Origin of the sequence: Nakamurella alba, from assembly GCF_009707545.1 — a bacterium.
GTDB lineage: Bacteria > Actinomycetota > Actinomycetes > Mycobacteriales > Nakamurellaceae > Nakamurella > Nakamurella alba.
Map to the genome: position 1 here is coordinate 332,248 of NZ_WLYK01000001.1, position 26,402 is coordinate 358,649.

The window sequence follows — 26,402 nt, forward strand, 5'->3', positions numbered from 1 at the left end:
GCCCGTCGGGTCGTCCGGGACGCCGGCGAGCACCGACCGCGTCGTGTCGCCACGGTCTCAGAAAACGATTTCTCGGTCAAGGCTCCGTCGGTGTTCAGCGACGCAGACCCGGCCTCGAGCGGACGGTGGACCCGTCAGGGCCAGGGGTCCTGGCCGAACGTCGTGCGGGCGCTGCAACCGTCAGCACAGGACCTGCCTGCTCGGCGGGCAACGACCAGCGGGCCGTGGACCTGCAGGTCGGATGTCCCTGCCCGGGCGGGAACGATTCAGACCGGCATGACGACGCGCTGCGGTGGGCCGGTCTCCCCGGCGATCCGGGCGAGCAGCAGGTCCGCGGCGGCGGTGCCGAGCGCGCGCGCCGGCAGCGGCAGCACTTCCACCCCGGACCGCTGGAGCACCGAGTAGGGCAGGTCGCCGACGCAGGCCATGCCGAGCTCGGCGGGGGAGATGTCGCGCTCCTGCAAGACTTCCAGTGCGCCGACGGTCATCGAGTTGTTGGCCACCACCACCGCGTCCGGCGGCGTGCGCAGCGACAGCAGTGCGGTCATCGCCGCCCGGCCGCCGCCGACCCGGTAGTCCCCGTGCTCCAGATAGCGGTCCGGATCCACCCGCCGGTGCCGCCGGGTGAACTCTGCCTGCCAACCCGCCGCCCGCTGCTGCGCCGTCTCAGTCCCGTGCGGCCCGGTGATGCAGGCGACGCGGCGGAAACCCCGGGCGTACAACCGTTCCGTGGCCTGCCTGCCGATGGTCTCGTTGTCCAGCAGCACCGCGTCGACCGGGTGTCCGGGCACCGAACGGTCGACCGCGACCGCCGGAGTGCCCTGTCCGAGCAGTCGGTCGAGTTGCGGGTGGTCCGTGGCCGGCACCAGGATGACACCGGCCATGTGTTCCGCGTGCACCACGTCGAGGTAGGTCGCCTCCTTGTCGTGGTGCTCGTCGCTGTCGCAGAGCACGACGCTGTAGCCGGCCTGCTGGGCCCGGTCCTCCACACCGCGCGCGAGTGAGGTGAAGAACGGGTTCTCGATGTCCGGGATGATCAGCGCGATCACCTCGGAACTCCGACGGCGGAGCCGGCGTGCCGTCCGGTTGGGGGTGAACCGCAGCTCCGCCGCGGCGGCCCGCACCCGGTCGGCGTAGTCCGGGTTCACCGAGACCCCGTTGAACACACGGGAAACGGTCGCCGGAGAGACGCCCGCGAGTCGGGCGACCTCGTAGATGGTCGGCATGCCCGACAGCGTAGGCGCAGGACCGGCACGGTCCGCCACCGGTGCCCCGGCGCAATGGTTTGCCGGTCGAAACATGTTCCGGCCACGGCCATGTGCGGCCGTCCGTGTGACGATCCGGGCACGATCGCCGGTGATGCGTCACGATGCCATCACGACCGGGATTCCGGGCGGCCGGACTGTTGACTGGTGGAATGTGTGGCCCTAGTCTCGGAAACCGATTTCTCGGCAGGAAGGCAAAGATGCTGACCGGTATCGATCCGGCTCTCACGGGGGAGCTGCTGGCCCATCTCGACGCGATGGGTCACTCCGATGCGCTGGTGCTGGCCGATGCGCATTTCCCGGCCACCCGCATCGGGCGGCGGGTGCTCGACCTGCCGTTGATCGGCACCCCGCGGCTGTTGGCCGCCGTGCGCTCGGTGGTGCCGCTGGACGACGACCCGGCGGTCGACCTGATGCGGTCGGCCGACGGGGAGCTGTTGCCGGTGCAGCAGGAACTGATGGAGGCCGCCGGTGTCACCGCCGACGGCACCCGGTTCGTCGACAGGTTCGACTTCTACGACGTCGCGCAGGAGGCGTTCCTGGTGGTCCGGACCGGCGAGACCCGCATCTACGGCAACGTCGCTCTGCGCAAGGGCGTGGTCGTATGACCGGCCGGCCGCCGCGGGGGCGCTCCTCGCGGACGGTCCGCCGCGTGTCACCAGGTGGCACGGTGACATCTCTGTCGCCGGCCGGTCGCTGCCGGTTCGCGGACCGGCCCTGGCGAGCCCGGACGGTGGTCGCATGACCTCGCCGTTGCTGCAGAAGCCGTCCTCCGACGCGGCTGCCGACCTGCTGCTCGAGGTCCGCGGGGTGGCGAAGAGCTTCCCCGGGGTCAAGGCGCTGCAGGACATGCACCTCACGCTGCGGGCCGGCGAGGTACTCGCGCTGGTCGGCGAGAACGGTGCCGGCAAGTCGACGCTGATGAAGTTGCTCTCCGGCATCTACACGCCGGACGAGGGAGAGTTCTTCGTGCGGGGTGAGCGTTACCTGCCGTCGGGTCCGAGACATGCCCAGGCGATGGGGATCTCGATCATCCATCAGGAGTTCAACCTGATGCCGGACCTGACGGTCGCGCAGAACATCTTCATCGGCCGCGAGCCGCGCAGCGCCGGCTTCTTCACCGGCGACCGGGAGCTGAACCGGCGGGCCGCCGAGTTGATCGACCGGCTCGACCTGCCTCTGCGCCCCCGGCAGGTGGTGGGTTCGCTGACCGTCGCCAAGCAGCAGATGGTGGAGATCGCCAAGGCGCTGTCGTTCGAGACGACCCGGGTGCTGATCATGGACGAGCCGACCGCGGCGCTGAACGACGCGGAGGTCGCGACGCTGCACCAGCTGATCCGCCGTTTCGTCACGCCGGAGACCGCTGCCATCTACATCTCGCACAAGATGGACGAGCTCAAGGTGATCAGCGACCGGATCACGGTGATCCGGGACGGCCGCTACATCGACACCCTGCAGACCTCGACATCGACCATGAAGGACGTCATCTCGCGGATGGTCGGGCGGGAGCTGACCACCGACGCCCGACCGGAGAACGTCCGGACCGACCGGCCGGTGCTGCTCTCGGTGCGCGGGCTGTCGACCAAGGCACTGCTCAAGGACGTCTCGTTCGACCTCCGGGAGGGCGAGATCCTCGGCTTCGCCGGACTGATGGGCGCCGGGCGGACCGAGGTGGCCCGCGCGATCGTCGGCGCGGACCCGATCATCGGCGGTGCGGTCACACTGCGCGGTGCGCCGATCTCCGTCCGGTCACCGGCCGAGGCGGCCGCCCACCGGATCGGCTACCTGTCCGAGGACCGCAAGCAGTTCGGCCTGCTGCTGAGCCAGGACGTCAATGCCAACATCGGGATCAGCTCGCTGGCCGAGAGGTTCAGCAGCGCAGGGTTCGTCAAGGACCGGCCGATGAAGGTGAAGTCCCGCGAGTACGTGGAGAAGTTGCGGATCCGGACCCCGTCGATCCTGCAGACGGCGAAGAACCTGTCGGGCGGCAACCAGCAGAAGGTGGTCATCGCCAAGTGGTTGCTCAAGGACTGCGACGTGCTGATCTTCGACGAGCCCACCCGCGGTATTGACGTCGGTGTGAAGGAGGAGATCTACCGGCTGCTCAATGAGCTCGCCGAATCCGGGAAGTCAATCATCATGATCTCCTCGGAACTGCCCGAGGTGCTGCGGATGTCGCACCGGATCGTGGTGATGAGCGAGGGCCGGGTCACCGGGGAGCTGACCGCGGCAGAGGCGGACCAGGAGAGCGTGATGCACCTGGCCACCCTCCGGCCTGACGAGAACCCGGCGGACGCAGAGGAACTCGGCCTCGAGCCACCACCCACCGAACCGGACGAGGTGCCCTGACGTGAACCCTGGAACGACTCCCGCGATCCATCGCGACACCGTCAACCCCCCGGTCGACCGGACCCAGCTGAAAGGCGTCCAGGAATGAGCACCGCCATCGCCCCCGTCGACGCGGGCCCCCGCAAGTCCTCCGACCTGCGGGGCCGCCTCGAGCAATTGCTCGCCTTCGCCGGCCTGATCGTGATCGTGGTGTTCTTCGCGATCGCGAACGAGAACTTCCGGACGTTCAGCAACATCACCGCGATCCTGTTCTCCACCGTGGTCATCGGGATCCTGGCCCTGGGCACCACGTTCGTCATCATCACCGGCGGCATCGACCTGTCGATCGGTACCGGCATGACGCTGTGCGCGGTCATGTCCGGCGTCTTCCTGATCAACTGGAACCTGCCACTCGGCCTCGGTCTGCTGTTGACGGTGCTGTTCGGCGGGCTGATCGGCCTGGTCAACGGGTTCAACGTGGCGATCCTCGGGCTGCCGCCGTTCATCGCCACCCTGGCCATGATGCTGGTGGCCCAGGGACTGGCGCTGGTGCTGTCGAACAGTGCCCCGATCTACTTCAGCGTCCTGCCCGCGTTCAGCGAGATCTCCACCGGGGAGATCATCCCGAAGGTGCCGAACGCGGTCCTGGTGCTGCTGGTACTGGCGGTCCTGGCGGCGATCCTGCTGGGGCGCACCCTGTTCGGCCGCTACACGTTCTCCATCGGCAGCAACGAGGAGGCGACCGAGCTCTCCGGCATCAACACCCGCAAGTGGAAGCTCATCATCTACACGGTCGCCGGCCTCTTCACCGGCATCGCCGGCATCATGATCTCCGCCAGGCTCGGTTCGGCCCAGCCCGCCACCGGGCAGGGCTACGAGCTGCAGGCCATCGCCGCGGTCGTCATCGGGGGGACCTCGCTGACCGGCGGCAAGGGATCCATCGTGGGCACGGTGATCGGCGCGCTGATCATCTCCGTGCTCAACAACGGCCTGCGGATCATGTCGATCCCGCAGGAGTGGCAGAACGTGATCCTCGGACTGGTCATCCTGGGTGCCGTCTACGCCGACATGGCCCGCAAACGCACCACCTGAGAAACCGGACCACCACGAGCACCTGACGCACACGGCACCTGAAGTCCGCAGTATCTGACGCACGCACTACCTGACGCGCTGCAACACCTGAGGCAGCACAGCACCTGACGCACCGCACCGCCTGACGCACCGCACCACCTGAAGCACCGCACCACCTGAAGCACCGCCCACGGTCGCCGTCCGGCGCACCGCAACGAGAGGACACACCCACCATGCAACGTCGCAGGTTCACCACCGGTGCGATCTCCGCACTGGCCGTTCTCGGACTCGTCGTGTCCGGCTGTGCCCAGGCCAGCGACTCGGCGAGCCAGACCACCGCCACCCCGCCACCCACCACAGCTGCTGAGACCAGTTCCGCTGCCGGGTCCTCCGACGCCCCGACCTCGTCGAGCGAGGCGACCGGCGGCAGCGGTGGTTCCTCGGAGACCACGGAGTCGTCCGCCGGCGGCGACGGCCTGTCGCCGACGTCGATGTCGGACGATCCGAAGCCGCTGATCGCCATCGTCTCCAAGGGCTTCCAGCACCAGTTCTGGCAGGCGGTGAAGTCCGGCGCCGAGTCCGAGGCGGCCAAGCTCGGTGTCGAGATCACCTTCGAGGGTCCGGCGTCCGAGTCGGAGGTCGAGGCGCAGATCGACCAGCTCACCCAGGCGATCGCCAAGAAGCCGGCGGCGCTCGGGTTCGCCGCGCTCGACTCCAAGGCGGCGGCACCGCTGCTGCAACAGGCCGCCGACGCGGACATCCCGGTGATCGCCTTCGACTCCGGCGTGGACAGCGACATCCCGCTGACCACCGCGTCCACCGACAACAAGGCCGCCGCCGCCGAGGCCGCCAAGCACATGTCGGAGCTCATCGGCGGGTCCGGCAAGGTCGCCCTGGTGGTGCACGACCAGACCTCTGCCTCCGGCACAGAGCGTCGGGACGGCTTCATCGAGTGGATGGAGGCCAACGCCCCCGACATCGAGCTGCTCGAGCCGCAGTACGGCGGCGGCGACCAGGCGAAGTCGGCGGACATCACCAAGTCGATCATCGCGGCCAACCCCGACATCAAGGGCATCTACGGCTCGAACGAGGGCTCCGCGATCGGTGTGGTCAAGGGTGTCGAGGAGAGCGGTGCCACCGGCATCACGGTGATCGGGTTCGACTCCGGCAAGGCCCAGATCGACGCGATCAACAGCGGCATCATGGCCGGCGCCATCACCCAGAACCCGGTCGGCATCGGTGAGAAGACGGTCCAGGCCGCGGTCGCCGCACTGCAGGGCGAGACCCTGCCGAAGATCATCGACACCGGGTTCTACTGGTACGACAAGACCAACATCAACGAGCCGCAGATCCAGGCGGTGCTGTACCAGTAGCGCTCGCAGGAACCGCGGTACTGTCGAGAACCGCTGCGACGTCCTGCATCCCGTGTGCACGTTGCGCACGGGATGCAGGACGTCGCGCTGCCTGCCTCGCGATCCACGGCGCGGCGGGTGGACCGGCTGCCCCGTTGCCCTGCTCGCCCGGAGCTGGGCCCGGGCTCCACGCCGCTGTGCCGCCGCCCGCTGGGTGGCCGGCGCCGGCTGGACACATGCGTGGCCCGGGCCTCCGGTTGGCGCGGGCGCTCCGTGCCACGATGATCTGGTGTCGCCGGTCCGTACGCTCCTGCCCTGGACCGCCTTCGGCGGCTTCTGGGGCGTCTGGGGAGCTTCCCTGCCGTCGATCCGTGATCAGGCCGGCGTCGACGACGCGCAGCTCGGCATCGCCCTGCTGTTCGTCGGGCTGGGCGCGCTGCCCGCGATGGCGTTCATCGGGCGGGCCGTCGACCGCTGGGAGATCCGCTCGACGGCGTGCTGCATCGGGGTGTTCGGTCTTGCGGCCATGCTGCTGGCGGTGATCGCCCGCGGCCCGGTCTCCCTCTCGATCGGTCTGTTGGTGATCGGGGCTGCCTCCGGCGCGGCAGATGTGGCGATCAATGCGCTGTCCGCGTCGGCCGAGCGTCGCGCCGGGCGGCCGTGGATCTCCCGCTCGCACGGCGTCTTCTCTGCTTCCGTGGTGCTCGGGACCGGTCTGGTGGCCGTGGTCTCGATCGCCGGTGGGCCGGTGATTCTGCCGTTCGTCGTGGTGACCGCCCTCGCACTGGTGGCCATGGCGATGCTGCTGCAGGCAGCGCATGGCCGGACACCCGCTGCGAACGAGCGGAAGCAGCGGACGGATCGGGATGACAGTGCGCCTGATGGCGGCGCGGGTGATGCCGGTTCGGCTGACGGCAGTGCAACCGATGCCGGTGGTTCCGGCGGCCGGTTGGCGAAGGAAAGCACCCTGCCCGGGGCGCTGCTGCTGATCGGCGCCGTCGCCGCGTTGGCGTTCGCGGTCGAGAACGCCCACCAGAGTTGGTCGGCGGTGTTCCTGAACGACGTCCTGCACAGCACCGGCGGTCTCGTGGCGGCTGCCCCCGCAGTGTTCGCCGCAACCGCGGCGGTGGTCAGGTTCGCCGCCGCCGGCGCGACCCGCCGGTATCCGATGGCGCTGCTGCTCGGGGGTTCTGCCGTGGCGGTCTGCGGATCGTTGCTCGTCGCAGGTGCGCAGTCCGCCGGCATCGCGCTGTGCGGGTTCGCCGTGGCAGCGGCGGGGACCGCCGTGCTGTACCCGACGCTGATCAGCGCCGGACTGCGGCACGTGCCCGACCGGCGCCGCGGCCGGGCCACCTCCCGGATCGCGACCACCGCCTACGTGGGGTTCCTGCTCGGACCGGTCTATGTCGGGCAGGTCGCCGGCCAGCTCGGTCTGCGCGCCGCACTGGTCGCGGTCGCGATCCTGGCCGGAGTGCTGTTGGTCGCCGCGGTCCCCGTCCTGCGGATCGCAGACCACCGCATCGGCCGGTTCCCGGGCGAGGTCCGGCAGCGCTGATCGCGAGGACCCGCTGGACAACGGCGAACACCGGCCTGGAGAACATCCGGGTCGGTGCCGAGCGGATCGGCGGCGCGCGGCTGTTCGTTCTCCATGGTGGGTGGCTGGTCACAGGCGCTGGTCGCCACGGAGTCGTTCAGCGGGAATCGGCCATCGACAGATCCTCGAGCTCGGCGGCCAGAGACCGGCAGCGGGCGAGCGACACCGGGCCACCGCCGTTCTCGGCCAGCACGGTCGCCACCGCGAGCGGTTCGGCGGCCGCCTCGGGATCCCCGCGCAGCAGGTGCAGGCGCGCGACGGCCAATCCGATCGGCCCGAACACGCCCACATGGCCCATGGTGGCGATGCAGTGCTGCAGCGGGACCAGTCGGTCGAGCAGGGCGTTGACGTGATGGTGCAGACCGAGATCGGCCGTGAGGTGTGCCATCAGCGTCCACCGGCCGTGCGAGGTCCAGACCAGCGGACCGTCGGCGGCCAGCTCCTCGCCGATCACCCGGTCGGCGGCGGCGGCCTCACCGCGCGCGGCGTGCAAGGCGGCGAGAGCCCAGGTGGCGACGTCCTTGTCGACATCCGGCGGGCCCAGTTCGCCGATCCGGCCGGAGTCCCAGAGCAGCGCGAGCAGTGCGTGGTAGTACACCCCGCTGAAGTACAGCTCGGTCTGCTGGTGCATCTCGTAGGTCTGGTCGTAGATCGCCCGGGTGGTCACGAAATCGCCGTGCCACTGGGCCAGTTCGCCCTCCATCCAGCGCAGCTGCACCCGGCCGACCGGCAACCGCAGGAGATCGGCCGCCTCGGCTCCGCGACGTCGGTGCTCCTCCGCGGCGGTGACGTCGCCCAGGGTCATCGTGGCCATGGCGAGCAGGCTGTGCCGGAGCACGTCGTCGAGCCGCTGCTGCCGGTGCGGCACCTCCGCCAGTCGTTCCAGCAGCCGGACGGACTCCTCGGCGCGGGCGGCCACCCCGGAGAAGGTGAGCGCCCGGCCGAGCAGCGCGTCGGCGAGCACCTCGGGATCGCCCAGCTGCTCGGCGATCTCGAGCGCGTGGGCACTGAGTCGGTCCGGCACCGCCCCGTCCGGGTCGTAACAGCTCCCGACGGCGAGGGCGGCGAGCACCTGGACGTGGGCGGCCGGGTCGGTGCTGACCATCCGCTCCACGCCGGCCAGTCGGGTGAGCAGCGGCGCCGGGTCCGCGCCGTAGGTCGTCCACGGCCAGGCGCCGGCGGTGCGCAGCAGCGTCGACGCGAGACGGCCGACGGACCCCGTTCGTCCCTGGCGCGCGGCGTCCAGCAGCGCCGCGTCGACCACGTCCAGCACGGTCTGCCCGCGCCCGGCCCGGGCCAGGGCGTCGACCCGGGCGATCACCAGGTCGTCCCGTTCGGTATCGGTCAGCGCGTCCCGGCCGGACAGCGAGAGTTGGTCCGCCACCTGCAGTGCGATCTCCCACCAGTCGGCCGCGGCCTCGGACAGCCAGCGCCGGTCGGCGTCCACCGCCGCCGCGCGGCAGGCATCGAGAGCGGTGGCTGGGTCGGCCAACGGCAGCGCGGCGACCAGGTGCGCCGCCCGACGCACCAGCCGCTCGGTCGGTCCGCCCGGACCCAGGCTGTCGGCGACCCGGGCGTGCAGCCGCTGCCGGCGCACGGCGGACATCCCGGCCATCACCTCGTCGCGCAGCAGCGCATGGGCGAAGGTGTACCTGCCGTCGGCGGCGGCGACGATGATCCGTTCGTCGGAGGCCTCGTCGAGCAGGTCGGCCAGTTCCTCCGGGTCGATCCGGGTCACGGAGCGGAGCAGTGCAGGATCCATCGGGTCGCCGATGATCGCAGCGGTCCGCAGCACCTGGAGCACCGCCGGGTCCAGCGCCGACAACCGCCGCCCCAGTACCGATCTGATGGACGGGGGCAGGTCGCCGGCGGCCCGCTCCTCCTCGGGGAGCCGGGCGTACTCGGCGACGAAGAAGGGATTGCCACCGGTGCGGGCGGTGAGCGCGGCGGCCTCCCCGGGGTCGACGGCGCGGCCGCCGACCAGCTCCGACAACCGGCCCACCTCCGCCACCGACAGCGGTGGCACGGTGACCTGACGGGTACCGGCCCGGCGCACCGCAGATTCGAGCAGCCGCTGCAGGTCCGGTGCCCGCAGCCCGTCGCGGGCGGTGAGCAGGACCGCGAGCCGGTTCGCCCCGGGCGCGGCGGCCAGGTGGGTCAGGAAGCGCAAGGTCGCCGGGTCCGCCCACTGCACGTCGTCGACGAGCAGCAGCAACCCGCCCGCGTCGGCCGACACCTCGGCCAACAGGCCCAGCACCCGCTCGTAGATCGCGAACCGGGCCGCGTCGGCGTCGCTGCCCTCGGGCGGGGTGAGCACCGCGTCGTCGTCGGATCCCAACCCGCGCAGCACGCGGCGGACCGGCCACCACGGCGGGACGCCGTCGTCGTCCGGACAGGTCGTCCGGACCGCCCGGCCGCCGGTGGACTCCCAGCGGCGCACGATCTCCTCGGCCAGCCGGGTCTTGCCGATCCCGGCCGGGCCGCCGAGCAGCAGCCAGCGATCCCCGCCGGTCCGTACCTCGGCGAAGAGCCCGGCCGCGATGTCCAACTCCCGCCCCCGGCCGACGAGACCCTCGGCCGGGACGGTGATGTCGGGCGTGTGCGGGGCCGGTATCGCGGGTGCGGTCGGGGTCGCGGCCGGCTGCGCAGCGGGACCCGGCCAGGCCATCAGCGACGGGTCCTGCCGCAGGATCGCGCCCTGCAGCTCCCGCAGGTCCGGTCCGGTCTCCAGACCCAGTTCCTCGTCGAGCCGCCGGGTGTGGGCGCGGTGGACGTCCAGCGCCTCACCCGATCGACCCGCCCGGTGCAGCGCGAGAACGTACAACCAGCAGGCCTTGTCGCGCAAGGGCTGCAGCTCGTGCAGCAACCGGGCCGGGTGCAGCGACTCTGTCTCCCGACCGGATCCGAGCAGTCCGGTCACCAGGAGTTCGAGGGCCTCGGCCCGCCGCTCGTCGACACCGGCGGCCGGGATGCGGACCCACTCCTCGTCCTGCCAGTCGGCGAGAAGGGTTCCGCGCCAACGGTGCAGGGCGGCCTCCGCGGCCTGCACCGTCAGCCCCCAGTCGCGGTGGGCGGCCGCGGTCCGGGCGCGCTCCACGTCCGCGGTGAACAGCGACAGGTCGATGGACTCCGCCGGAACGGAGAGCGAGTACCCCGGTGCCCGTCGGACGATCGGGGAGGTCGCGGTGCTGCTGTCCCGCAGCAGTCGTCGCAGGTTCGAGATGTGCGCCTGCAGACTGCCTGTCACGCTCGGTGGCGCATCCTCGCCCCACACCGCGTCGATGATCGAGTCCGTCGGCACGACCCGCCCGGCGGACAGCAGCAGCACGGCGAGCACGGCCCGCTGCTTCGGCCCGCCCAGGTCCACGGCATGGTCGTCGCGGACCACCTCCAGTGGCCCGAGTACGCGGTACTGCACGATCCCCTCCGGTGTGCTCGACGTGCGGTGTTCGGTGGTGTCCGGCGGACCGCGGGTCTGCGCTGGAAGCCGGTGCCGGATGTCCCGGTCGCACCGTATCCCTCCAGGTCCCGCCAGGTCCCGCCAGGTCCCGCCAGGTCCCGCCAGGTCCGGACAGGTGCCGGCCTGACGGTCGGGTCCCTGGATTCAGGGAAGGCCTGCCGACCCGCGGCGGCCGGTGCCCGCCCGGGATTGCAGACCTTAGGAGTCGGGCAGGACTGCCGGATCGGAGCGGTAGGTCCGGCTCCCGTCGTGGTGGGCCAACCTCAGGAGTCGGGGCAGGCCTGCCGGATCGCGGTGATCCGCCGGCTCCCGCGGTGGTGGGCCGACCTCAGGAGTCGGGGCAGGCCTGCCGGATCGGAGCGGTGGGGCCGGCTCCCACTGTGCGGTGTGCGACCCTCAGGTGTCGAGGCAGGCCTGCCGGATCGGAGCCGCATCGGCCAGCACCCCGGCCGGGTCGTAGGTCGCGGCAAGTGTGGCCAGCCGGCGCAGCGTCTCGGGGGAGTAGGTGCGGCGCACCTCGGCCGGTGCCGTCGAGGGCGCGAAGTTCGGCAGCCGACCGCACGATCGGGGCGCCAGAGCGGCGATCAGTCCGTCGGCGTGATCGGCGACCGCCTGCATCAGTGGTGGCACCCCCAGCCCGATCAACGACACCAGGTACCGGGCGTCCCGGTGCGAGAAGGCGTCCGGGTGGGCCGGTGTCCGGGCGAGAGCGCCACCCAGGTGCCGGATCTCGACGAGCACCTGCGGGCAGTCGGCCTCCGGCCCGGCGGACCGGAGCACGGTCTCGACGTCGTCGGCGGTCAACTCGCGCAGGACCGAGGAGGCCTCGTGTCCCGGCATCGGGTCCACCGGGTCGGCGTGGATCAGTTCGAGCGCACCGTAGGGGAGCACGTCCATCCCGCCGAGCAGAACAGGTGCCAGGTCGAGCATCGGTGCGATGACCCGCCGCCCCTCGTCCGGATCGCCGAGCCACCCGAAGCGCACCGCGACGGTGAGCCGGCCGGCCAGTTCGGCCGGGACGCCCGGCATCGGTGGGAGCCGGACCAGGGCGACGGAACTGGTGCCCTGCTCCGGCAGTCCGGCGGTCCAGTCGCGCCAGGCGTGCAGCACGCGTGCCGCGTGCGAGCCGTCCAGGTGGATCGCACCGCCGAAGAAGGTGCTGACCCTGGGCAACCGGAGCTCCACGGCGACGACGATGCCCGCGACGCCCTTGCCGCCGCGCAAGGCCCAGAACAGGGCCGGGTTCTCGACCGTCGAGGCCCGGCGCATCTCGCCGTCACCGGTCACCACGTCGAAGGCGAGGACGTGGTCGGACCCGAGGCCGAGGGTGCGGACGAACGGCCCGATCCCACCACCGGTGAGGAATCCGACGACGCCCACGTGCGGGGAGGACCCGGCGGGGGCCGCAAGCCCGAGCGGTGAGGCGGCGGCCATCACCTCGTTCCACCGCACGCCGGCTCCCACCCGGGCGGTGCCGTCCGGGCGCACCTCCAGCTCGTCGAGCCGGCCGGTGTGGATCAGCAGGGTGGGTGCGCTCCCCGGGACGGCGCCGTGTCCGGTGAGGCGGACCGCGACGGACAGGGCATGCACGCCGGCGAAGCGGACGGCCGCGGCGATGTCCGCCGGACCGTCGACCACGGCCACTGCGGCCGCATCGGCCGGCACCGCCAGATTCCAGGGGGTGGCCATCGCCGCGAAATCGGGGTCGCCGGGCATCAGCAGGTCCCCGTCGAGCATCGATCGGAGCTCGCCGAACGGGATCGGGCCCGACGTGGGTACGACGTCGTTCCGGGACGCGGGGGTCGGTGCGATCCCGACCGGCGCGGCCGGCTCGGTGGATCGGGGACGGCCGGGTCCGGGCAGTTCGGGTGAGGCGTGGGTGGGGAAGGTGGTCACGAGGTGCTCCGGGTGGGTCGGTGGCGGGCCCGGCGGCTCCCGTCGGACCGACGCCGCTGGGCGTCCTGCAGAGCATCCGGCTCGTCCCTTGGGCCGTACTTGGAAGCAGCTTGTGCGCGAGCGGATACGCAGCGTGCGGCCGAACGGAGTTTGCTTCACTCGTTCGGAGGAAGCTGGCGAGGAATGTCGGATTCGGCGTGATGCCATCGGCAACCGGCCGTCACCATTGCAGTACGCCGGAGAACCGGACAGGCCACACCGGCCCGACGAGCTCCTCGTACCGGCCGGACATCACGGTCGACCACCCGGTCGATCCACCGGCCGCACGACCACCGGCACGTACGACCACCGGCATCCCGCCGACCACCAGCACTCCGCCACGAGAGGACACGACGATGGCGACCATCCTCGAGCAGACCCCCGCCCGCACCGGACTCGGCCGCGCCCTGGCGAAGATCGTCCAGAACCGCCGCGATCGCCAGGAAGCCGCAATCCGCAGCGCGGTCCAGGCGATCCGCGTCCGCTGATTCCCTCGTGCCGACCATTCTCGGCTCACCCCGGCCGGGGTCCCAGCAGAGCCTCCGGTGCCGCTGACCTCCCGGCCTTGCCTGGCCGGGGACCCCAGCCGGCCCTCCGGTGCCGCTGACCTTCGGGCCCTTCCCGGCCGGGATGCCGGCAGACCCTCCGTGCCGCTGTCCTTTCGGCCCTCCGTGCCGTTGGCCTTCCGGCCGGCCGGGGTGCGGCCGGCTCGAGCCGGGGCCTGACCGGGCCGACCCGTCAGCTGGGCCAGGTCGCCAGGCAGAAGGGATGCCCGGCCGGGTCCAGCAGGACCGTCCACTTCCCCTCTCCGGGCTGGAACTCCGGCTCGGTGGCCCCGAGCTCCAGTGCTCGTGCCGTGGCCGCCGGGATGTCGGCGACGTTGAGGTCGAGGTGGAACTGCTTGCCACCGTCCGGGTCCGGCCACGCCGGCGGACGATGTCCTTCCACCCGGCCGAACCCCAGTGCCGGTCCGCTCTCCCCGGCGAGCATCACGGCGTCGTCGTCCTGGTAGCTCACGGTCAGGCCGAGCAACTCGGCATAGAAAGTGGCGGTCGGTCCCGGATCCGCACAGTCGATGGTGAACATGGCGAGCGTCGGCGTCGCCGGTCCTGCCTTCGCTGTGGTGGTTGCCTTCTCGGACTTCTCTGATGCGGTCATGGCTCCGACGGTAGGTCCGGCCCCGCCCGGCGGTCTTGAACAAACGCGACAAGTTCCCGGATCCGGGGCGACGATGCTCACCCTCCGGGAGTGCCGGAGCAGGTCCCGGCCCTGGATAGCGTGAGCCGTATGGGTCCGTTGATGCTGTTCCGCCGGGTGGCCGTGGCCGAGGCGATCACCTGGGTGCTGCTGCTGATCGGGATGTTCCTCAAGTACGTGACCCGGACGACCGACCTCGGTGTCTCGATCTTCGGCATGGTGCACGGCATCGTCTTCGTCGCCTACTGCGTGGTCACCGTGCTCGTCTGGGTCGACCAGCGCTGGCCGGCCGGCCGCGGGCTCCTCGCCCTCTTCTGCGCGATCCCACCCCTGCTCACCCTCTGGTTCGACCGGCGGGCCGAACGCCGCGGCCACCTCGCTCGGACCTGGCGTCTACGTGAGGACGGCACCGCGGTCCGCGCGCCGGAGCGTGTCGTCCGCTGGCTGCTGGTCCGCCCGCTGCGTGGTGCGCTGGTCGGGGTGCTGACCGTCGCCGCCCTGACCGGTGTCGCCCTCGTCGTCGGCCCGCCCGCCTCTTCCTGACACCGGCCCGGGTCACCCCGGTGCGCTCCTCGTTCCGGTCCGTCCCGGGCACTCCGGGGGATCCGCGCGAGTGGCTCCGGCCGACCAGCGCCGCACCCGCGCACAACCACGGGTCAGTGCGGTTCGGGCAGTACCTCGTCCACCACCGGCCGCGTCCGGCGCCTGCCGGCCATCAGCCCGGAATCGGCGAGCAGCACCAGATCCCAGAGGTCACCTGCTCGCCCATGGGCGACCCCGTGCGACACGGTGATCGGCGCCGGCAGGGCGTCGAGGTCGACGGCCACCTCCGTCATCAGCCCGTCGGGCAGCGGCTCCCTGGACACCACGACGAACTCGTCGCCGCCGACCCGCGCGATCACCGCGCCGGGCGGCACACTCCGGCGAAGGATGAGAGCCAGGCCGGCCAGGCACCGGTCCCCACCGTGGTGGCCGTTGCGGTCGTTGACCAGCTTGAAGTTGTCGACGTCCAGGATCATCACGTCGACCGGGGCCGAGGGATCCCAGCCGGACACGGTGGCGTCCAGTCCCCGCCGGTTCGACATGCCGGTCAGCGGGTCGGTCACCGCGAGCTCGGCGAGGATCCGCCGGCTCCGGGCGTCCGACCGGCACAGTCGTCCGAACCACGCCCCGGTCGCGATCACGGCGGCGGCCTGGACCAGGTGCAGCACCACGATCATCGACTGCGTCGGCGGCCGCACGATGTCGACGCCGATCTGCAGCAGGACCAGGTAGGCGTAGATCGCGATGTTGGTCCGTGGACCCAGGTACCGCGCGATCAACAGCACCGGCAGCACCCAGATCGCGGTCCCCACGGATGCGTCCGCGGTCGTCTCCCGGGTGGCCGAGATCAGCGACAGGATCACCAGCGACACCCAGACCGCGGGGGTGATCGTCGTGCGCACCGGTCCGGGCCGCAGCAGGAAGCCGACCAGCAGTGCATCGAACAACAGCGCGACACCGATCACCACCGGGGAGGTGCCCTGCACCTGGCCGTCCGGCCGCACCAGGGTGCCGACGATGCCGATGGCGCCGAACCACGCGGCCAGTCCGGCGTAGCGCACCCGATCACCGAGCGGGGTCACGTGCCGGGGCGGCAGCGGTTCGGTGGTACCGGGGACCGGGTCCGGCTCCCCGATCTCCTGCGCGTCCGGCCGGGAGTGGTCCGTGCCGGCCGGTGCCGACGGCGCCGGGGCAGCGGCGTCCCCGGCGGTGAAGGGGGTCCCGCCCGGCTCTGTCGGAGCGCCGGTCGATGCCCTCGCAGCGCCTGCCGATGCCGCCTCGACGCGCCCGCGGCGCTCGGACTTGATCCGGTAGAGATCGGCATCGGCCGCGACGATCAGCGCGTGCAGGTCCATCAGGCTGCTGCAGTCGGTGGCGGTGGCCGCGCCGACACTGGCCGCGAGGGGTGGTGTCTCCGCCAGCGCGGCGGACACGGTCGCGAACGGCGCGGTCGCACCGGCGACCACCGCGATCATCTCGTCGCCGCCGATCCGGGCGACCAACCCGTCCGGCCCGACCGCGCCCCGCATCCGGGTCACCGTCTCCACGATCGCCCGGTCGCCCGCGGCGTGGCCGTGCCGGTCGTTGATCGACTTCAACCCGTCGAGGTCGACGGCGATCAGCGCTACCGACCCGTCCGACCGGTCCGCGAGCCGGAGGAAGGCCTCCTCGAGGCCCCGCCGGTTGAGCGCACCGGTCAGCCGGTCCGTGCGCGCGGCCGTCCGGAGCGCCGCCAGGCCCACCTCCGTGTCCCGGCTCAGTCGCCGGGCGATCACCGCGGCGCCGACCACCGCGCCGGCGACGGTGGCGAAGGCGATCGACGCCGAGATCGCGGTCGCCCCGTGCCGGGCGGCACCGAGCACGCAGGTCGTCGCCGTCGCCAGCACGGCGAGCGCGGCCTGGATGACGAACAGTCGGCGGTGCGCCGCGGCGGCGACGACCGTCGGCAGCACCCAGAGCACGCTCCAGCCGACCGGTGACAGCGTCTGGCGGGTCAGGAATGCGCAGATCAGCGGCAGCAGGTCGAGCAGGACCAGCAGCGTGACCGCCCCGGTCCGGCGGAACGGGCGCGAGTACACGGCGGTCGGTGCCGTGCTCGCGGCGAGCGACCGGCGGAGGACGACCGGACGGATGCGGTGCAGGAGTGCGGCACCGGCAGGCCGTCGGCCCATCCGTCCTCCTCACGCGTGCGCCCCGGAAGCCTTTCCGACGCTCCCTGCTGGGGCACCGGATGGTCCGCGCCGACCCCGGATGGCCGACCGTCCCGGCCGACGATGCTACCAACGGGTGACCGCATCGCTCCTGATGGTGTGCCGTGCTCGGCCGGCTGTCGCACCGGACGCCGGGTCGTCACCGTGAGTGCGGTTCACCACAGCCCCCGGCGGAACCAGCTCACTTAGCTTTGCGCAACAAGGAACTCACGTGATATCGCTGGAGCGTCCGGCCAGGAGAGGGGGAGTCGATGGTGCTCAGCGCCCGACGCCCCGACGCCGTCGACATTCTCGGACCGGGCGGATCAGTCCCGACCACCGGCTCCCCGTCAGGCCGCGGACCCGGCCGCTTCACCGTCGCCGTCCTTGCCTTCGCCGGAATGTCGGCGGCATTCATGCAGACCTTGGTGGTCCCGATCCAGGCCGAGCTGCCGGCACTGCTCGGAACCAGCCGGGACGGCACCGCCTGGGTCATCACGGCCACCCTGCTGGTGGGTGCCGTGGTGATGCCGGTCGCCGGACGGCTGGGCGACATGTACGGCAAGCGCAAGGTCGTGGTCGGGCTGCTCGCCGTGCTGACCGTCGGGTCGGTGATCGCCGCACTGTCCACCTCGCTGGGCGTGCTGGTGGTCGGCCGTGGGCTGCAGGGCTGTGGCATCGCCGTCATCCCGCTCGGCATCTCCATCCTGCGCGACCTGCTGCCGCCCGACCGGCTGCCCGGTTCGGTGGCGCTGATCAGCGCCACACTCGGTGTCGGCGGCGCGCTCGGACTCCCGGTCAGCGCGTTCGTGGTCGGTCACGCCGACTGGCACACCCTGTTCTGGGTGGCCGCCTGCCTGGCCACGCTCAACATCGCCCTTGTGCTGACCCTGGTCCCGGACAGCGGGGTCCGCTCACCGGCCCGGTTCGACGCGGTGGGCGCCGTCGGCCTGATGATCGGGTTGTCCGGTGTGCTGCTCGCCGTGTCGCAGGGCCGGGTCTGGGGCTGGCTCGGCCCGGCCACGCTCGGGGCCGGTGCCGGTGGTGTCGCGGTGCTGCTGCTCTGGGGCTGGTACGAGTTGCGCCGGTCGGCACCGATGGTGGACCTGCGGGTGGTCGCGCGGCGCCCGGTGCTGCTGACCAACCTCGCCTCGATCGCCATGGGCTTCGCCCTCTTCGCCAACCACGTCGGCCTGCCGCAGCTGCTGGAGCAGCCGCGCGACACCGGCGTCGGACTGGGGCTCTCGCTGATGTCGGCCAGCCTGGTGATGATGCCGTCCGGCGTCATGATGATCGCCATGTCGCCGGTGGCAGGGCGGCTGACCCGGGTCGTCGGTGCCCGGGTGCTGCTGATCGCCGGTGCCCTGGCCATCGCCGTCGCCTACGCGCTGCTGCTGGTGCTGGACCATTCGGTGGCGTCGCTGCTGGCGGCGAACCTGGTGGTGGGCATCGGGATCGGCCTCGGGTACGCAGCGATGCCGACGCTGATCATGCAGGCCGTGCCGGCCTCGGAGACGGCCGCCGCCAACGGCATCAACGCGCTGATGCGGTCCACCGGCACCGGGAGTGCGGCAGCGGTGATCGGCGCGGTGCTCGCCGCATGGTCCGTCGACCACGGCGGTCACCCGACGCCGACGGCGACCGCGTTCCAGGTCACCTTCGCCGCCGGTCTGGTGGCGGCAGTGCTCAGCGCCCTGCTGGCATGGGCAGTGCCGCGGCGGGAACGGAACTTCGACCGGGATCCCGCACTGCCCGGTTGATCCCGGCCAGGTGGCGCAGGACCGGCGCTCCGGTGACGGCCTCCCGGACCCCGGCGGCGCCGCGGATCCGTACGGTCCGGCGCTCGCCAGGGACCAGGTCGAACAGCGCCGAGTCGGCGACCGCCCCCGGTGCCAACCGGTCGGCGAACACGGCGACGTGCCGGGCGTACCGCCGGGCGGCGACCCGCAGCACCAGGTCGTCGCCGTCCCGTCCGGTCTGCACGGTGATCCCCGGGTCCGGCAGCCGCAGATCCTTGTCCGGGACGAAGAAGTGGGCCGCGCGATGCCCGGCGGTCCGGACGAGCAGCACCTCCCGCTCCGCATCGCCGGGTGTGATCAGCTCCTCCGGCAGCGCCAGCTCGTGCCCGGACAGCGCGGGAACGGTCACCCGCGCCGTCCACCTCGCCTGCAGGTTCCCGATCAGATCCGTGCGCTGGACGACGATCTCGTCGGACCATTCGGCGCGGCTCTCGTTGACGGCCACGGCAGCGAGCGCACCCGCTCGTGGTTGCACGGTGAGCAACCGCGGGGCGCAGGTGTCCCGCAGCGCGTACCAGAGCAGCTTGCGCCGCCCGTCCCCGTCGATCGCCGACCACGACGTCACCGGCCAGCAGTCGTTCAACTGCCAGACGATCGCGCCGCCGCAGACGTCCCGGTGCGAGCGGAGGTGCTCGATGCCGAACCGGATCGCCTCCGCCTGCTGCACCTGCATGAGATACAGCCAGGCGTCGGCATCGTCGACCGCCTCCGGCAGGTGCGGCTCGGCGCCGCGGGCCAGCTTGAGGTTCCCGTCGATCGCCTTCTGGTGGGCGATCATGCCGGGGGAGTCGGGCAGCAACGGGTCGCCGGGCAGTGCCCGGTGCAGTGTCGTCGCCGTCGGCGGTGCCTGGTAACCGAACTCGGCCGCGAACCGCGGCACCACGTCCCGGTAGGCGGTGTAGTCCTTCTCGTTCCACACGTCCCAGATGTGGCGCGGGCCGTGGCTGTCGGCGTTGGCCGGGACGCCGGCCGGTGACCACGGACTGCCCGGGCAGTACGGCCGAGCAGGATCAAGCTCGGCGACGACCGCCGGCAGCAGCTCGTGGTAGTAGCCCGCGCCCCAGGTCCGGTCACCGAGATCGTCCTGCCAGCCCCACTCCTCGTGCCCCCACAGGTTCTCGTTGTTGCCGTTCCACAGCGCCAGCGAGGGGTGCGGCATCAGCCGGGTGACGTTGTCCCGGGCCTCGGCGAGCACCTCGCTGCGCAGCGGCTCCTCCTCCGGGTAGGCGGCGCAGGCGAACAGGAAGTCCTGCCACACCAGCACGCCCTTCTCGTCGCACAGCCGGTAGAACTCGTCGGACTCGTAGAGCCCGCCGCCCCACACGCGCAGCAGGTTCAGGTGGGCGCCGACCGCCTGGTCGATCCGGGACTCCAGCCGATCCGTGGTCATCCGGGACGGGAAGCAGTCGTCCGGGATCCAGTTGGCCCCCCGGATCCACACCGGGACGCCGTTGACGACGAACCGGAATGCCGCGCCGATCGCATCCGGCGTGGTGTCGAGCTCGACCGTCCGGAAACCGATCCGGTGGCGCGCGGTGTCGAGTACCGCACCGCGGTGCAGCAGCTCGACGCTGAGCGGGTACAGCGGTTGCCCGCCCAGGTCGTGCGGCCACCACAGCTCGACATCCTCGGCCGTCACGCTGATCTCGGCTCTGCTGCCGGCGACCGGAGTGACTGTGGTGTGGCGGTCGAGGGTGACGCGCAGCTGCAGGTCGTTGGACGGTGCCTGTGGATCCGCGTGCTCGACCGACACGTGGACGAGCACGGTGCCGGTCGCCCCGTGGACGGTGGCCACCGGCCGGACGGCGGACAGCCTTGCGGTGGACCAGGTCTCGAGGGCGACCGGCCGCCAGATGCCGGCCGTCACCACATCCGGGCCCCAGTCCCAGCCGAAGTTGCAGGCGGACTTGCGCAGGTACTGGTACGGCGCGGTGTAGGCGCCCGGTCGGTGGCCGAGTCGCTCCCGCTCCGCCTCCCCGTGCGCCCGGGCGGAGGAGAACCGGACCTGCAGCGTGTGCGGGCCGGGAGCCAGATCGTCCACCGGCAGCCGGTAGCGGCGGTGCTGGTTCGCCGTGCCGGCGAGATGCTCTCCGTCCACGGAGATCTCGGCGATGGTGTCGAGTCCGTCGAAGACCAGGTCGCGTCGTGGCGGGACGGTCTCGGCGGCGCCCGCTCCTCGTCCTCGCCCGTGCGCCTGATCGCTGTCGAAGCCGTGCCGGGCCGGTGAGTGGTGCGAGGGGACGTCGAACACCCTGCGGTAGGTCCAGTCCCGGTCCCCGATCCAGGTGAGCGCCGTCTCGTTGGTCCCGAGGTACGGGTCCGGGATGCGGCCCGCTGCCAGCAGGTCGGTGTGCACGCAGCCGGGCACGGTCGCCGGCACCGGGCCGCCGGGGGCGTCGACCAGCTCCCAGCCGGTGTGGAGTGCGCGGTGGTCCATGCCTCCTCCTGGCCTGCCTGCGATCCGGCCCGCCCGTCCGGCGAACCGCCCCGACCGACCCGGGTCGGGATCCGTCCGAGGTCGGATCGGCGGACGGTCACCGGCCGGGTGCACGCAGGCTAGTGCCGTCGGAACGGCACCGCACGTCGGCGCACTCCCGGCGGTCGCGTGTGGTCGACCGGTCCCGTCCGCGACCCGGCGAGTCGTCCTGTCGGGTGGCGTCGGGGACGGCCGCGGAGGTCGGCGCAGCCGGCCGGTCGTCGGTGGGTCCCTCTGCATCCGGTCGCGTGGTATCGGCTCGGTGCACACCTGGGCGCAGTCGGCCGCTGATCGGTGGGTGCTGACCGGTCCGGTCGCGTGGTGTCGACACTCCCGCGCACCTGGGCGCAGCAGGCCGGCGATCGGTCGGTGTCGACCGGTCCGTCCGCCGGCGTGACCGGACACGGACAGCAACTCCGGCCGTCCTGCGGCGGCGTGAGATCAGTGAGGCGAAGCCCTGTACCTGCTCCGGAAAGGGATGCTGTGGCATCGGATGTCCGATTGGTCCCCGGATTTCGCCGCCGACGGCATGACTCGGGCCCGGCCGGGTATTGCCAGCCCGAGCAGGTCGTGGCTAGCGTGTAAGCGCTTACACGAGCCGCAGCCGTACTCGCGGAGAGCGATGCCGACGACGACATCGCCGACGACCGCCGACGCCGGAGGAATCCGGCGCAGGCGCCGACACGACGGAGTGGAGGCAGGAATGGCGCGCACCAGGTCCGGGCCCCACGACGGATCCGGGGGACACGACGGTCCCGGGATGCCCGGCAGGTCCGGCAAAAACCGCCAGCCGACGATCTACGCGGTCGCCGAGCGGGCCGGTGTCTCCATTGCGACGGTGTCCCGGGTGCTGGGCGGGTCCTCCCGTACCTCCGAACGATCCCGCTCCGTCGTCCTTGCCGCCGCCTCCGACCTGGGCTGGGAGCCCGCCTCGGCGGCCCGGTCGCTGGCCGCTCGCACCTACCAGGCGCACGGCCTGCTGCTCGGCGGGCTGTCCGGGCCGTACTACGCCGACATCCTCATCGGGTACGAGGCCGCCGCAGCCCGGTACGGGCAGTCGTTGGTCGTCACGGTTGCCGATGGCACGGACCAGGGCATCGCGGTCCGCCGGCTCGCCGCCCGGACCGACGGCATCGCGGTGCTCGCGTCCGCGGTCGCCGACGAGGTGCTGGTCGAGCTGACCCGTACCCACCCGGTGGTGGTGCTCGGCGGGGCCGCGCCCGCCGGCTGCGACGCGGTGGTGACCGAGAGCACCGGCGCCGCAGCGGAACTCACCACCCATCTGCTCGGACACGGCCGGCGGGCGCTGCGGTTCGTCGGCGATCCGGCCGGTTCCTTCGACGGTGCCCGCCGGCACGAGGGGTTCCGGCAGGCCGTCCGAGTCGCCGGGCTGCGGCCGGCGGCCCCGCTGCGCACCGGCACCATGACCGAGCAGGACGGCCGTGCGGTGGCCGACCGGGTGGCGCGTTCATCCGCCCCGATCGACGCCCTGGTCTGCGCGAACGACGAACTGGCGCTGGCGGTCGTGCGCCGGCTGGAGACCCTCGGCGTCCGGGTGCCCGACGACGTGGCGGTGGTCGGCTGGGACGACGTCACCGCCGCCCGCTACCTCCGTCCCGGCCTGACCACCGTCCGGCAGCCGGTCTTCGAACTCGGCGAACTGGGCTGCACCGTGCTGCACGACCGGATCGGCGGCGCACCGGTTGCGCCGGATCCCCGTGAGCTCCCCACCACCCTGGTGATCCGCGGCAGCTGCGGCTGCCGGGAACCACCGTGGTGACGCCGTTCCCGGCTGCGTTCATGCCCGCAGACCGACCACGCACGCAGACCGACCGCCACCGACGACCCGGCACGGAACCACTGCCCACACCGGAAAGGACGGACATGACCCACGGGGACCAGGAGGCCCTCCTGCGACGATGGGCCGCCGACACCTGGCGCAGCCTCGTCGCGATGACCGACGGGCGCACCGCCCTCGTCGCGGACAACATCGACGCCGACCTGCGACCGGAGACCTGCGGCCGGTACACCTCGCCGACCAACATCGGCGGCCTGCTGTGGAGTGCGATCTGCGCCGAACGGCTCGGCATCATCGGCGCCGCCGAACGTTCCGGGCTGACCGGGTTGCTGCTCGCCACCCTCGACGGCATGCGCCGGCACGACCCGAGCGGCATGTTCTTCAACTGGTACGACCCTGCCGACGGCTCGGTGGTCGTCACCGACCCCGACCGGGGCACCACCATCCACCCGTTCCTGTCCAGCGTCGACAACGGCTGGCTGATGGCCGGTCTGGTCGCCGTCGCCGCGCACGACCCCGCTCAGGCCGCCCTGGCGCACCGCACCCTCGACCGGATGGACCTGACCGCCTTCCACGACCCGGCCGCCGTCCCCGGCGTCACCGGCGGACTGTTGCGCGGAGGGTTCTGGACCGGCCGCCCGGACGACCACGCGATCGAGACCGTCGACGGTGCCGGTGATCCCGTCTTCACCACCGCTCACCACTACGGCATCCTGAACTCCGAGCCGCGCATCGCCACCTATCTCGGCATCGCGCTGGGGCAGCTACCGGCCGAGCACTACTTCGCTCTCGGCCGCCCGTTCCCGGCCGCCGGTACCGACGGCGACCGCGGGGTGCCGGGACTGGTGCCGCCCGTCCGGGCAGAGCACCTCGGCGTGCCTGTCGACGAGTCCGCCCGCCGCTACCGCGATCTCCAGCTGCTGCCCACCTTCGGCGGCAGCATGTTCGAGGAGCTGATGCCCGACCTGTTCGTGCCGGAGTCGGCGTGGGGTCCGGACTCGTGGGGACGCAACCACCCGCTCGCCGTCCGTGCCCAACGGGAGTTCGGCCTCGACGACACCGGCTACGGCTACTGGGGTTTCTCGCCCGCCAGCCGCCCGGGCGGCGGCTACGACGCCTGGGGTGCCGAGCCGATCTCCGCCCACCGCGGTGGCTACCCGTCGGATCTGGAGCACACCCCGCTCGCCGTCGACGGTGCCACGTCCTGGGGCGACGGTGTCGTCACCCCGCACGCCGCGTTCCTCGCCGTCGGGTACGAGACCGACGCCGTGGTCGACAACCTCGCGCGGATCGAGACCGACCTGCACGCCTACGGTCCCGGCGGCTTCCACGACGCCGTCGCTGTCAGGTCCGGGCTGCGCGCCGAGCGGCACCTCTCGCTGGACCAGGCGATGATCATGGGCGCACTCGGCAACCACCTCGCCGACGGGGTCCTGCACGAACTGCTCGCCCCGCTCCTGGAACCCGCCGTCCGGCCGCTGCTCGCCCAGGAGAAGTTCGCCGTCGGCCCCGTCCTGGCCACCACCGGAGGTGCCCGATGAGTACCGCTCAGCCCGACGCCCGCACCGACTGGGACAACCGGATCTCCATCCGGTCCGGCACGGGCAACGACTCCGGTGCCGCCCTCCCGGACCTGCCGCCGCCCACCGGGCTCGTCGCCACCGGCGGCATCGGCCAGGTCACGCTGAGCTGGGACCCGGTCGACGGTGCCGTCGGCTACCTGCTGCACCGGGGCCCGTCGGCCGACGGCCCGTTCGAGGTGGTCGATCACCACGGCCGCGACGTGTTGTCCGTCCCGCACCCGCCCTACGTGGACACCACGGGCCCGGTGGGGGAGCGGGTCTTCTACGCGGTGTCGGCGATCCCCGAGGTCACGATCACGAACGCCCGGCACAGCGCACCGGTGCCGGCCACCGCCGCCGTCGCGACCGGTGCTGCTCCGGAGGTCACCGCGACGATCGGTGACGGACCGGGTGTCCCGCTGGACCGGCCGTGGATCCCGATGATCGGCAGCGAACGGCTCTCGCAACTGCTGTGCACCGACACGACCGGCGGCCGGGAGATCGGCACCGAACTGCTGGAGGCGCTGCGCCGCATGCACGACGAGATCGGCGTGCGCACCGTGCGGGCGCACGCGGTCTTCCATGACGACACCGGTGTCTACCGGGAGGTGGACGGCGAGCCGGTGCACGACTTCTCCACCGTCGACCGGATGTACGATCTGCTGATCGGGATCGGTCTCCGTCCGGTGGTCGAGATCGGTTTCATGCCGACCGATCTGGCCTCCGATCCGGAGAAGAAGGTCTTCGCCTACGGTGCCGTCATCTCCCCGCCGAAGGACCACGGCCGCTGGGCCGACCTGGTGTCGGCGCTGGTCCGCCATTTGCAGGACCGCTACGGCGCCGACGAGGTCGCGGTGTGGGACTTCGAGGTCTGGAACGAGGCCAACCTCGAGGTCTTCTGGTCCGGGACGCAACAGGAGTGGCTGCACCTCTACGACGTCACCGCCGCCGCGGTGAAGCAGGTGGATCCGCGGATCCAGGTCGGCGGGCCGTCGTCGGCCGCCGCCGGCTGGGTGGATCACCTGCTCGCCCACTGCGCACGCAGCGGGTCACCGGTGGACTTCGTCTCCACCCACACCTACGGCAGCCCGCCGCTGGACGTGCGGGCGAGCCTGATGCGCCACGGGTTCCCGGACGCCCGGGTGCTCTGGACCGAGTGGGGCGTCACGCCCACCCACTTCAACCCGGTCAACGACAGCGTCTTCTCCGCGGTGTTCCTGCTGCGCGGGATGCGCTCGGCGGCCGGCCGCATCGACGCCCTGTCGTACTGGGTGGCCAGCGACCACTTCGAGGAACTCGGCCGCCCGCCGCGGCTGTTGCACGGCGGATTCGGCCTGCTCTCCGTCGGCAACCTGCCCAAACCGCGATTCCACGCGATGACCCTGCTGTCCCGGCTCGGGCCGACCGCGCTGCCGCTCGAACTCTCCGGCGACGGCGCCGGATCGCTGGTCGAGGGCTGGGCGACCCGCCGCGCCGACGGCGGCCTGACGGTGCTGCTGTGGAATCTCACGCTGGACCAGGACAAGGCCGATGGTGACCCGGCCCTGGACCGGCAGGTCGCGCTGCGGGCACCGGGTGATGCCGGCACTGTCCGCATCACCCGCCTCGCGATCGGCGAGGGTGACCTGGCTGCCGCGGCCGCCGATCTCAGCATCGGGGACTGGCCGGACGAGGCCGGATGGACGGCGCTGGGGGATGCCGCCGCGATGCCGCAGCAGGACGTCGCCGTCACCGACGGCGTCGTGCGCTTCGCCCTGCCGATGCCGTCGGCGGTGCTGCTCGAGTTCCCGTAGCACCGCGCCGACCGTGCCGGACCGCCTGCCGCACAGGTGA

Annotated in this window: 17 protein-coding genes; 11 read left to right on the forward strand and 6 right to left on the reverse strand. The window is 72.0% G+C overall.

Annotated elements, in window-relative coordinates; all coding sequences use genetic code 11:
* Positions 1–266: 266 nt before the first annotated feature.
* Entirely contained in the window at positions 267–1,226 is a 960-nt protein-coding gene (locus tag GIS00_RS01545) for a LacI family DNA-binding transcriptional regulator (protein WP_154766658.1), read from the reverse strand.
* Between the two features lie 239 nt (positions 1,227–1,465).
* On the opposite strand from GIS00_RS01545, the gene GIS00_RS01550 reads away from it, so the two are divergent.
* The 5 genes from GIS00_RS01550 to GIS00_RS01570 all read left to right on the forward strand — a co-directional run bounded on the left by GIS00_RS01550 (position 1,466) and on the right by GIS00_RS01570 (position 7,571).
* On the forward strand, positions 1,466–1,873 hold the full coding sequence (locus tag GIS00_RS01550; RefSeq protein WP_154766659.1) for an RbsD/FucU family protein: 408 nt from the start codon (positions 1,466–1,468) through the stop codon (positions 1,871–1,873).
* A gap of 133 nt (positions 1,874–2,006) precedes the next feature.
* Complete coding sequence (locus GIS00_RS01555) at positions 2,007–3,614, forward strand: sugar ABC transporter ATP-binding protein (protein ID WP_154766660.1); 1,608 nt, start codon at positions 2,007–2,009, stop codon at positions 3,612–3,614.
* 84 nt (positions 3,615–3,698) lie between these two features.
* Complete coding sequence (locus GIS00_RS01560; RefSeq protein WP_154766661.1) at positions 3,699–4,685, forward strand: ABC transporter permease; 987 nt, start codon at positions 3,699–3,701, stop codon at positions 4,683–4,685.
* A 212-nt stretch (positions 4,686–4,897) separates the two neighbouring features.
* Positions 4,898–6,037: an ABC transporter substrate-binding protein gene (locus GIS00_RS01565; protein WP_154766662.1), complete on the forward strand. Its 1,140-nt coding sequence runs from the start codon at positions 4,898–4,900 to the stop codon at positions 6,035–6,037.
* A gap of 268 nt (positions 6,038–6,305) precedes the next feature.
* The gene (locus tag GIS00_RS01570) at positions 6,306–7,571 is read left to right on the forward strand and encodes an MFS transporter (RefSeq protein ID WP_196073071.1); all 1,266 of its coding nucleotides are present in this window, start codon (positions 6,306–6,308) and stop codon (positions 7,569–7,571) included.
* Between the two features lie 136 nt (positions 7,572–7,707).
* On the opposite strand, the gene GIS00_RS01575 is transcribed toward GIS00_RS01570, so the two are convergent.
* Together GIS00_RS01575 and GIS00_RS01580 are read right to left on the reverse strand one after the other, a co-directional pair.
* Positions 7,708–11,028, reverse strand: a complete 3,321-nt coding sequence (locus GIS00_RS01575; RefSeq protein ID WP_154766664.1) for a BTAD domain-containing putative transcriptional regulator — start codon at positions 11,026–11,028, stop codon at positions 7,708–7,710.
* Between the two features lie 438 nt (positions 11,029–11,466).
* Positions 11,467–12,966 carry an FAD-binding oxidoreductase gene (locus tag GIS00_RS01580; RefSeq protein WP_322097338.1) on the reverse strand — a complete coding sequence of 500 codons (1,500 nt, stop codon included), beginning with the start codon at positions 12,964–12,966 and terminating at the stop codon, positions 11,467–11,469.
* 395 nt (positions 12,967–13,361) lie between these two features.
* Here GIS00_RS01580 and GIS00_RS28250 point away from each other — a divergent pair, with 395 nt between their 5' ends.
* A complete protein-coding gene (locus tag GIS00_RS28250) occupies positions 13,362–13,493 on the forward strand; it encodes a hypothetical protein (RefSeq protein WP_255454592.1) in 132 nt (43 codons plus the stop codon).
* 250 nt (positions 13,494–13,743) lie between these two features.
* On the opposite strand, the gene GIS00_RS01585 is transcribed toward GIS00_RS28250, so the two are convergent.
* Positions 13,744–14,163 carry a VOC family protein gene (locus tag GIS00_RS01585; RefSeq protein ID WP_154766665.1) on the reverse strand — a complete coding sequence of 140 codons (420 nt, stop codon included), beginning with the start codon at positions 14,161–14,163 and terminating at the stop codon, positions 13,744–13,746.
* A gap of 129 nt (positions 14,164–14,292) precedes the next feature.
* On the opposite strand from GIS00_RS01585, the gene GIS00_RS01590 reads away from it, so the two are divergent.
* Positions 14,293–14,745 (forward strand): DUF3817 domain-containing protein, encoded by a 453-nt coding sequence (locus tag GIS00_RS01590; protein ID WP_154766666.1) that lies wholly within the window; start codon positions 14,293–14,295, stop codon positions 14,743–14,745.
* A gap of 113 nt (positions 14,746–14,858) precedes the next feature.
* Here the strand turns inward: GIS00_RS01590 and GIS00_RS01595 are convergent, their stop codons facing one another.
* Positions 14,859–16,916 carry a GGDEF domain-containing protein gene (locus tag GIS00_RS01595; protein WP_154766667.1) on the reverse strand — a complete coding sequence of 686 codons (2,058 nt, stop codon included), beginning with the start codon at positions 16,914–16,916 and terminating at the stop codon, positions 14,859–14,861.
* A 290-nt stretch (positions 16,917–17,206) separates the two neighbouring features.
* On the opposite strand from GIS00_RS01595, the gene GIS00_RS01600 reads away from it, so the two are divergent.
* Positions 17,207–18,694, forward strand: a complete 1,488-nt coding sequence (locus GIS00_RS01600; protein WP_154766668.1) for an MFS transporter — start codon at positions 17,207–17,209, stop codon at positions 18,692–18,694.
* On the opposite strand, the gene GIS00_RS01605 is transcribed toward GIS00_RS01600, so the two are convergent.
* On the reverse strand, positions 18,621–21,170 hold the full coding sequence (locus GIS00_RS01605; protein WP_196073072.1) for a glycoside hydrolase family 2 protein: 2,550 nt from the start codon (positions 21,168–21,170) through the stop codon (positions 18,621–18,623). The two genes, GIS00_RS01600 and GIS00_RS01605, sit on opposite strands and share 74 nt — an antisense overlap.
* A 799-nt stretch (positions 21,171–21,969) precedes the next feature.
* On the opposite strand from GIS00_RS01605, the gene GIS00_RS01610 reads away from it, so the two are divergent.
* The 3 genes from GIS00_RS01610 (at position 21,970) to GIS00_RS01620 (ending at position 26,362) form a co-directional block, all read left to right on the forward strand.
* Positions 21,970–22,989, forward strand: a complete 1,020-nt coding sequence (locus GIS00_RS01610) for a LacI family DNA-binding transcriptional regulator (protein ID WP_154766670.1) — start codon at positions 21,970–21,972, stop codon at positions 22,987–22,989.
* A gap of 104 nt (positions 22,990–23,093) precedes the next feature.
* On the forward strand, positions 23,094–24,548 hold the full coding sequence (locus tag GIS00_RS01615; protein ID WP_154766671.1) for a glucoamylase family protein: 1,455 nt from the start codon (positions 23,094–23,096) through the stop codon (positions 24,546–24,548).
* Positions 24,545–26,362, forward strand: a complete 1,818-nt coding sequence (locus GIS00_RS01620; protein ID WP_154766672.1) for a GH39 family glycosyl hydrolase — start codon at positions 24,545–24,547, stop codon at positions 26,360–26,362. Before GIS00_RS01615 ends, GIS00_RS01620 begins: the two co-directional genes overlap by 4 nt.
* The last annotated feature ends 40 nt before the right edge of the window (positions 26,363–26,402 follow it).

Excerpts from the sequence above, each read along its gene's own strand:
- GIS00_RS01545 (WP_154766658.1), bottom strand. The coding sequence starts at position 1,226 with ATGCCGACCATCTACGAGGTCGCCCGACTCGCGGGCGTCTCTCCGGCG.
- GIS00_RS01550 (WP_154766659.1), top strand. The coding sequence starts at position 1,466 with ATGCTGACCGGTATCGATCCGGCTCTCACGGGGGAGCTGCTGGCCCAT.
- GIS00_RS01555 (WP_154766660.1), top strand. The coding sequence starts at position 2,007 with ATGACCTCGCCGTTGCTGCAGAAGCCGTCCTCCGACGCGGCTGCCGAC.
- GIS00_RS01560 (WP_154766661.1), top strand. The coding sequence starts at position 3,699 with ATGAGCACCGCCATCGCCCCCGTCGACGCGGGCCCCCGCAAGTCCTCC.
- GIS00_RS01565 (WP_154766662.1), top strand. The coding sequence starts at position 4,898 with ATGCAACGTCGCAGGTTCACCACCGGTGCGATCTCCGCACTGGCCGTT.
- GIS00_RS28250 (WP_255454592.1), top strand. The coding sequence starts at position 13,362 with ATGGCGACCATCCTCGAGCAGACCCCCGCCCGCACCGGACTCGGCCGC.
- GIS00_RS01585 (WP_154766665.1), bottom strand. The coding sequence starts at position 14,163 with ATGACCGCATCAGAGAAGTCCGAGAAGGCAACCACCACAGCGAAGGCA.
- GIS00_RS01590 (WP_154766666.1), top strand. The coding sequence starts at position 14,293 with ATGGGTCCGTTGATGCTGTTCCGCCGGGTGGCCGTGGCCGAGGCGATC.
- GIS00_RS01595 (WP_154766667.1), bottom strand. The coding sequence starts at position 16,916 with ATGGGCCGACGGCCTGCCGGTGCCGCACTCCTGCACCGCATCCGTCCG.
- GIS00_RS01600 (WP_154766668.1), top strand. The coding sequence starts at position 17,207 with ATGGTGCTCAGCGCCCGACGCCCCGACGCCGTCGACATTCTCGGACCG.
- GIS00_RS01605 (WP_196073072.1), bottom strand. The coding sequence starts at position 21,170 with ATGGACCACCGCGCACTCCACACCGGCTGGGAGCTGGTCGACGCCCCC.
- GIS00_RS01610 (WP_154766670.1), top strand. The coding sequence starts at position 21,970 with ATGCCCGGCAGGTCCGGCAAAAACCGCCAGCCGACGATCTACGCGGTC.
- GIS00_RS01615 (WP_154766671.1), top strand. The coding sequence starts at position 23,094 with ATGACCCACGGGGACCAGGAGGCCCTCCTGCGACGATGGGCCGCCGAC.
- GIS00_RS01620 (WP_154766672.1), top strand. The coding sequence starts at position 24,545 with ATGAGTACCGCTCAGCCCGACGCCCGCACCGACTGGGACAACCGGATC.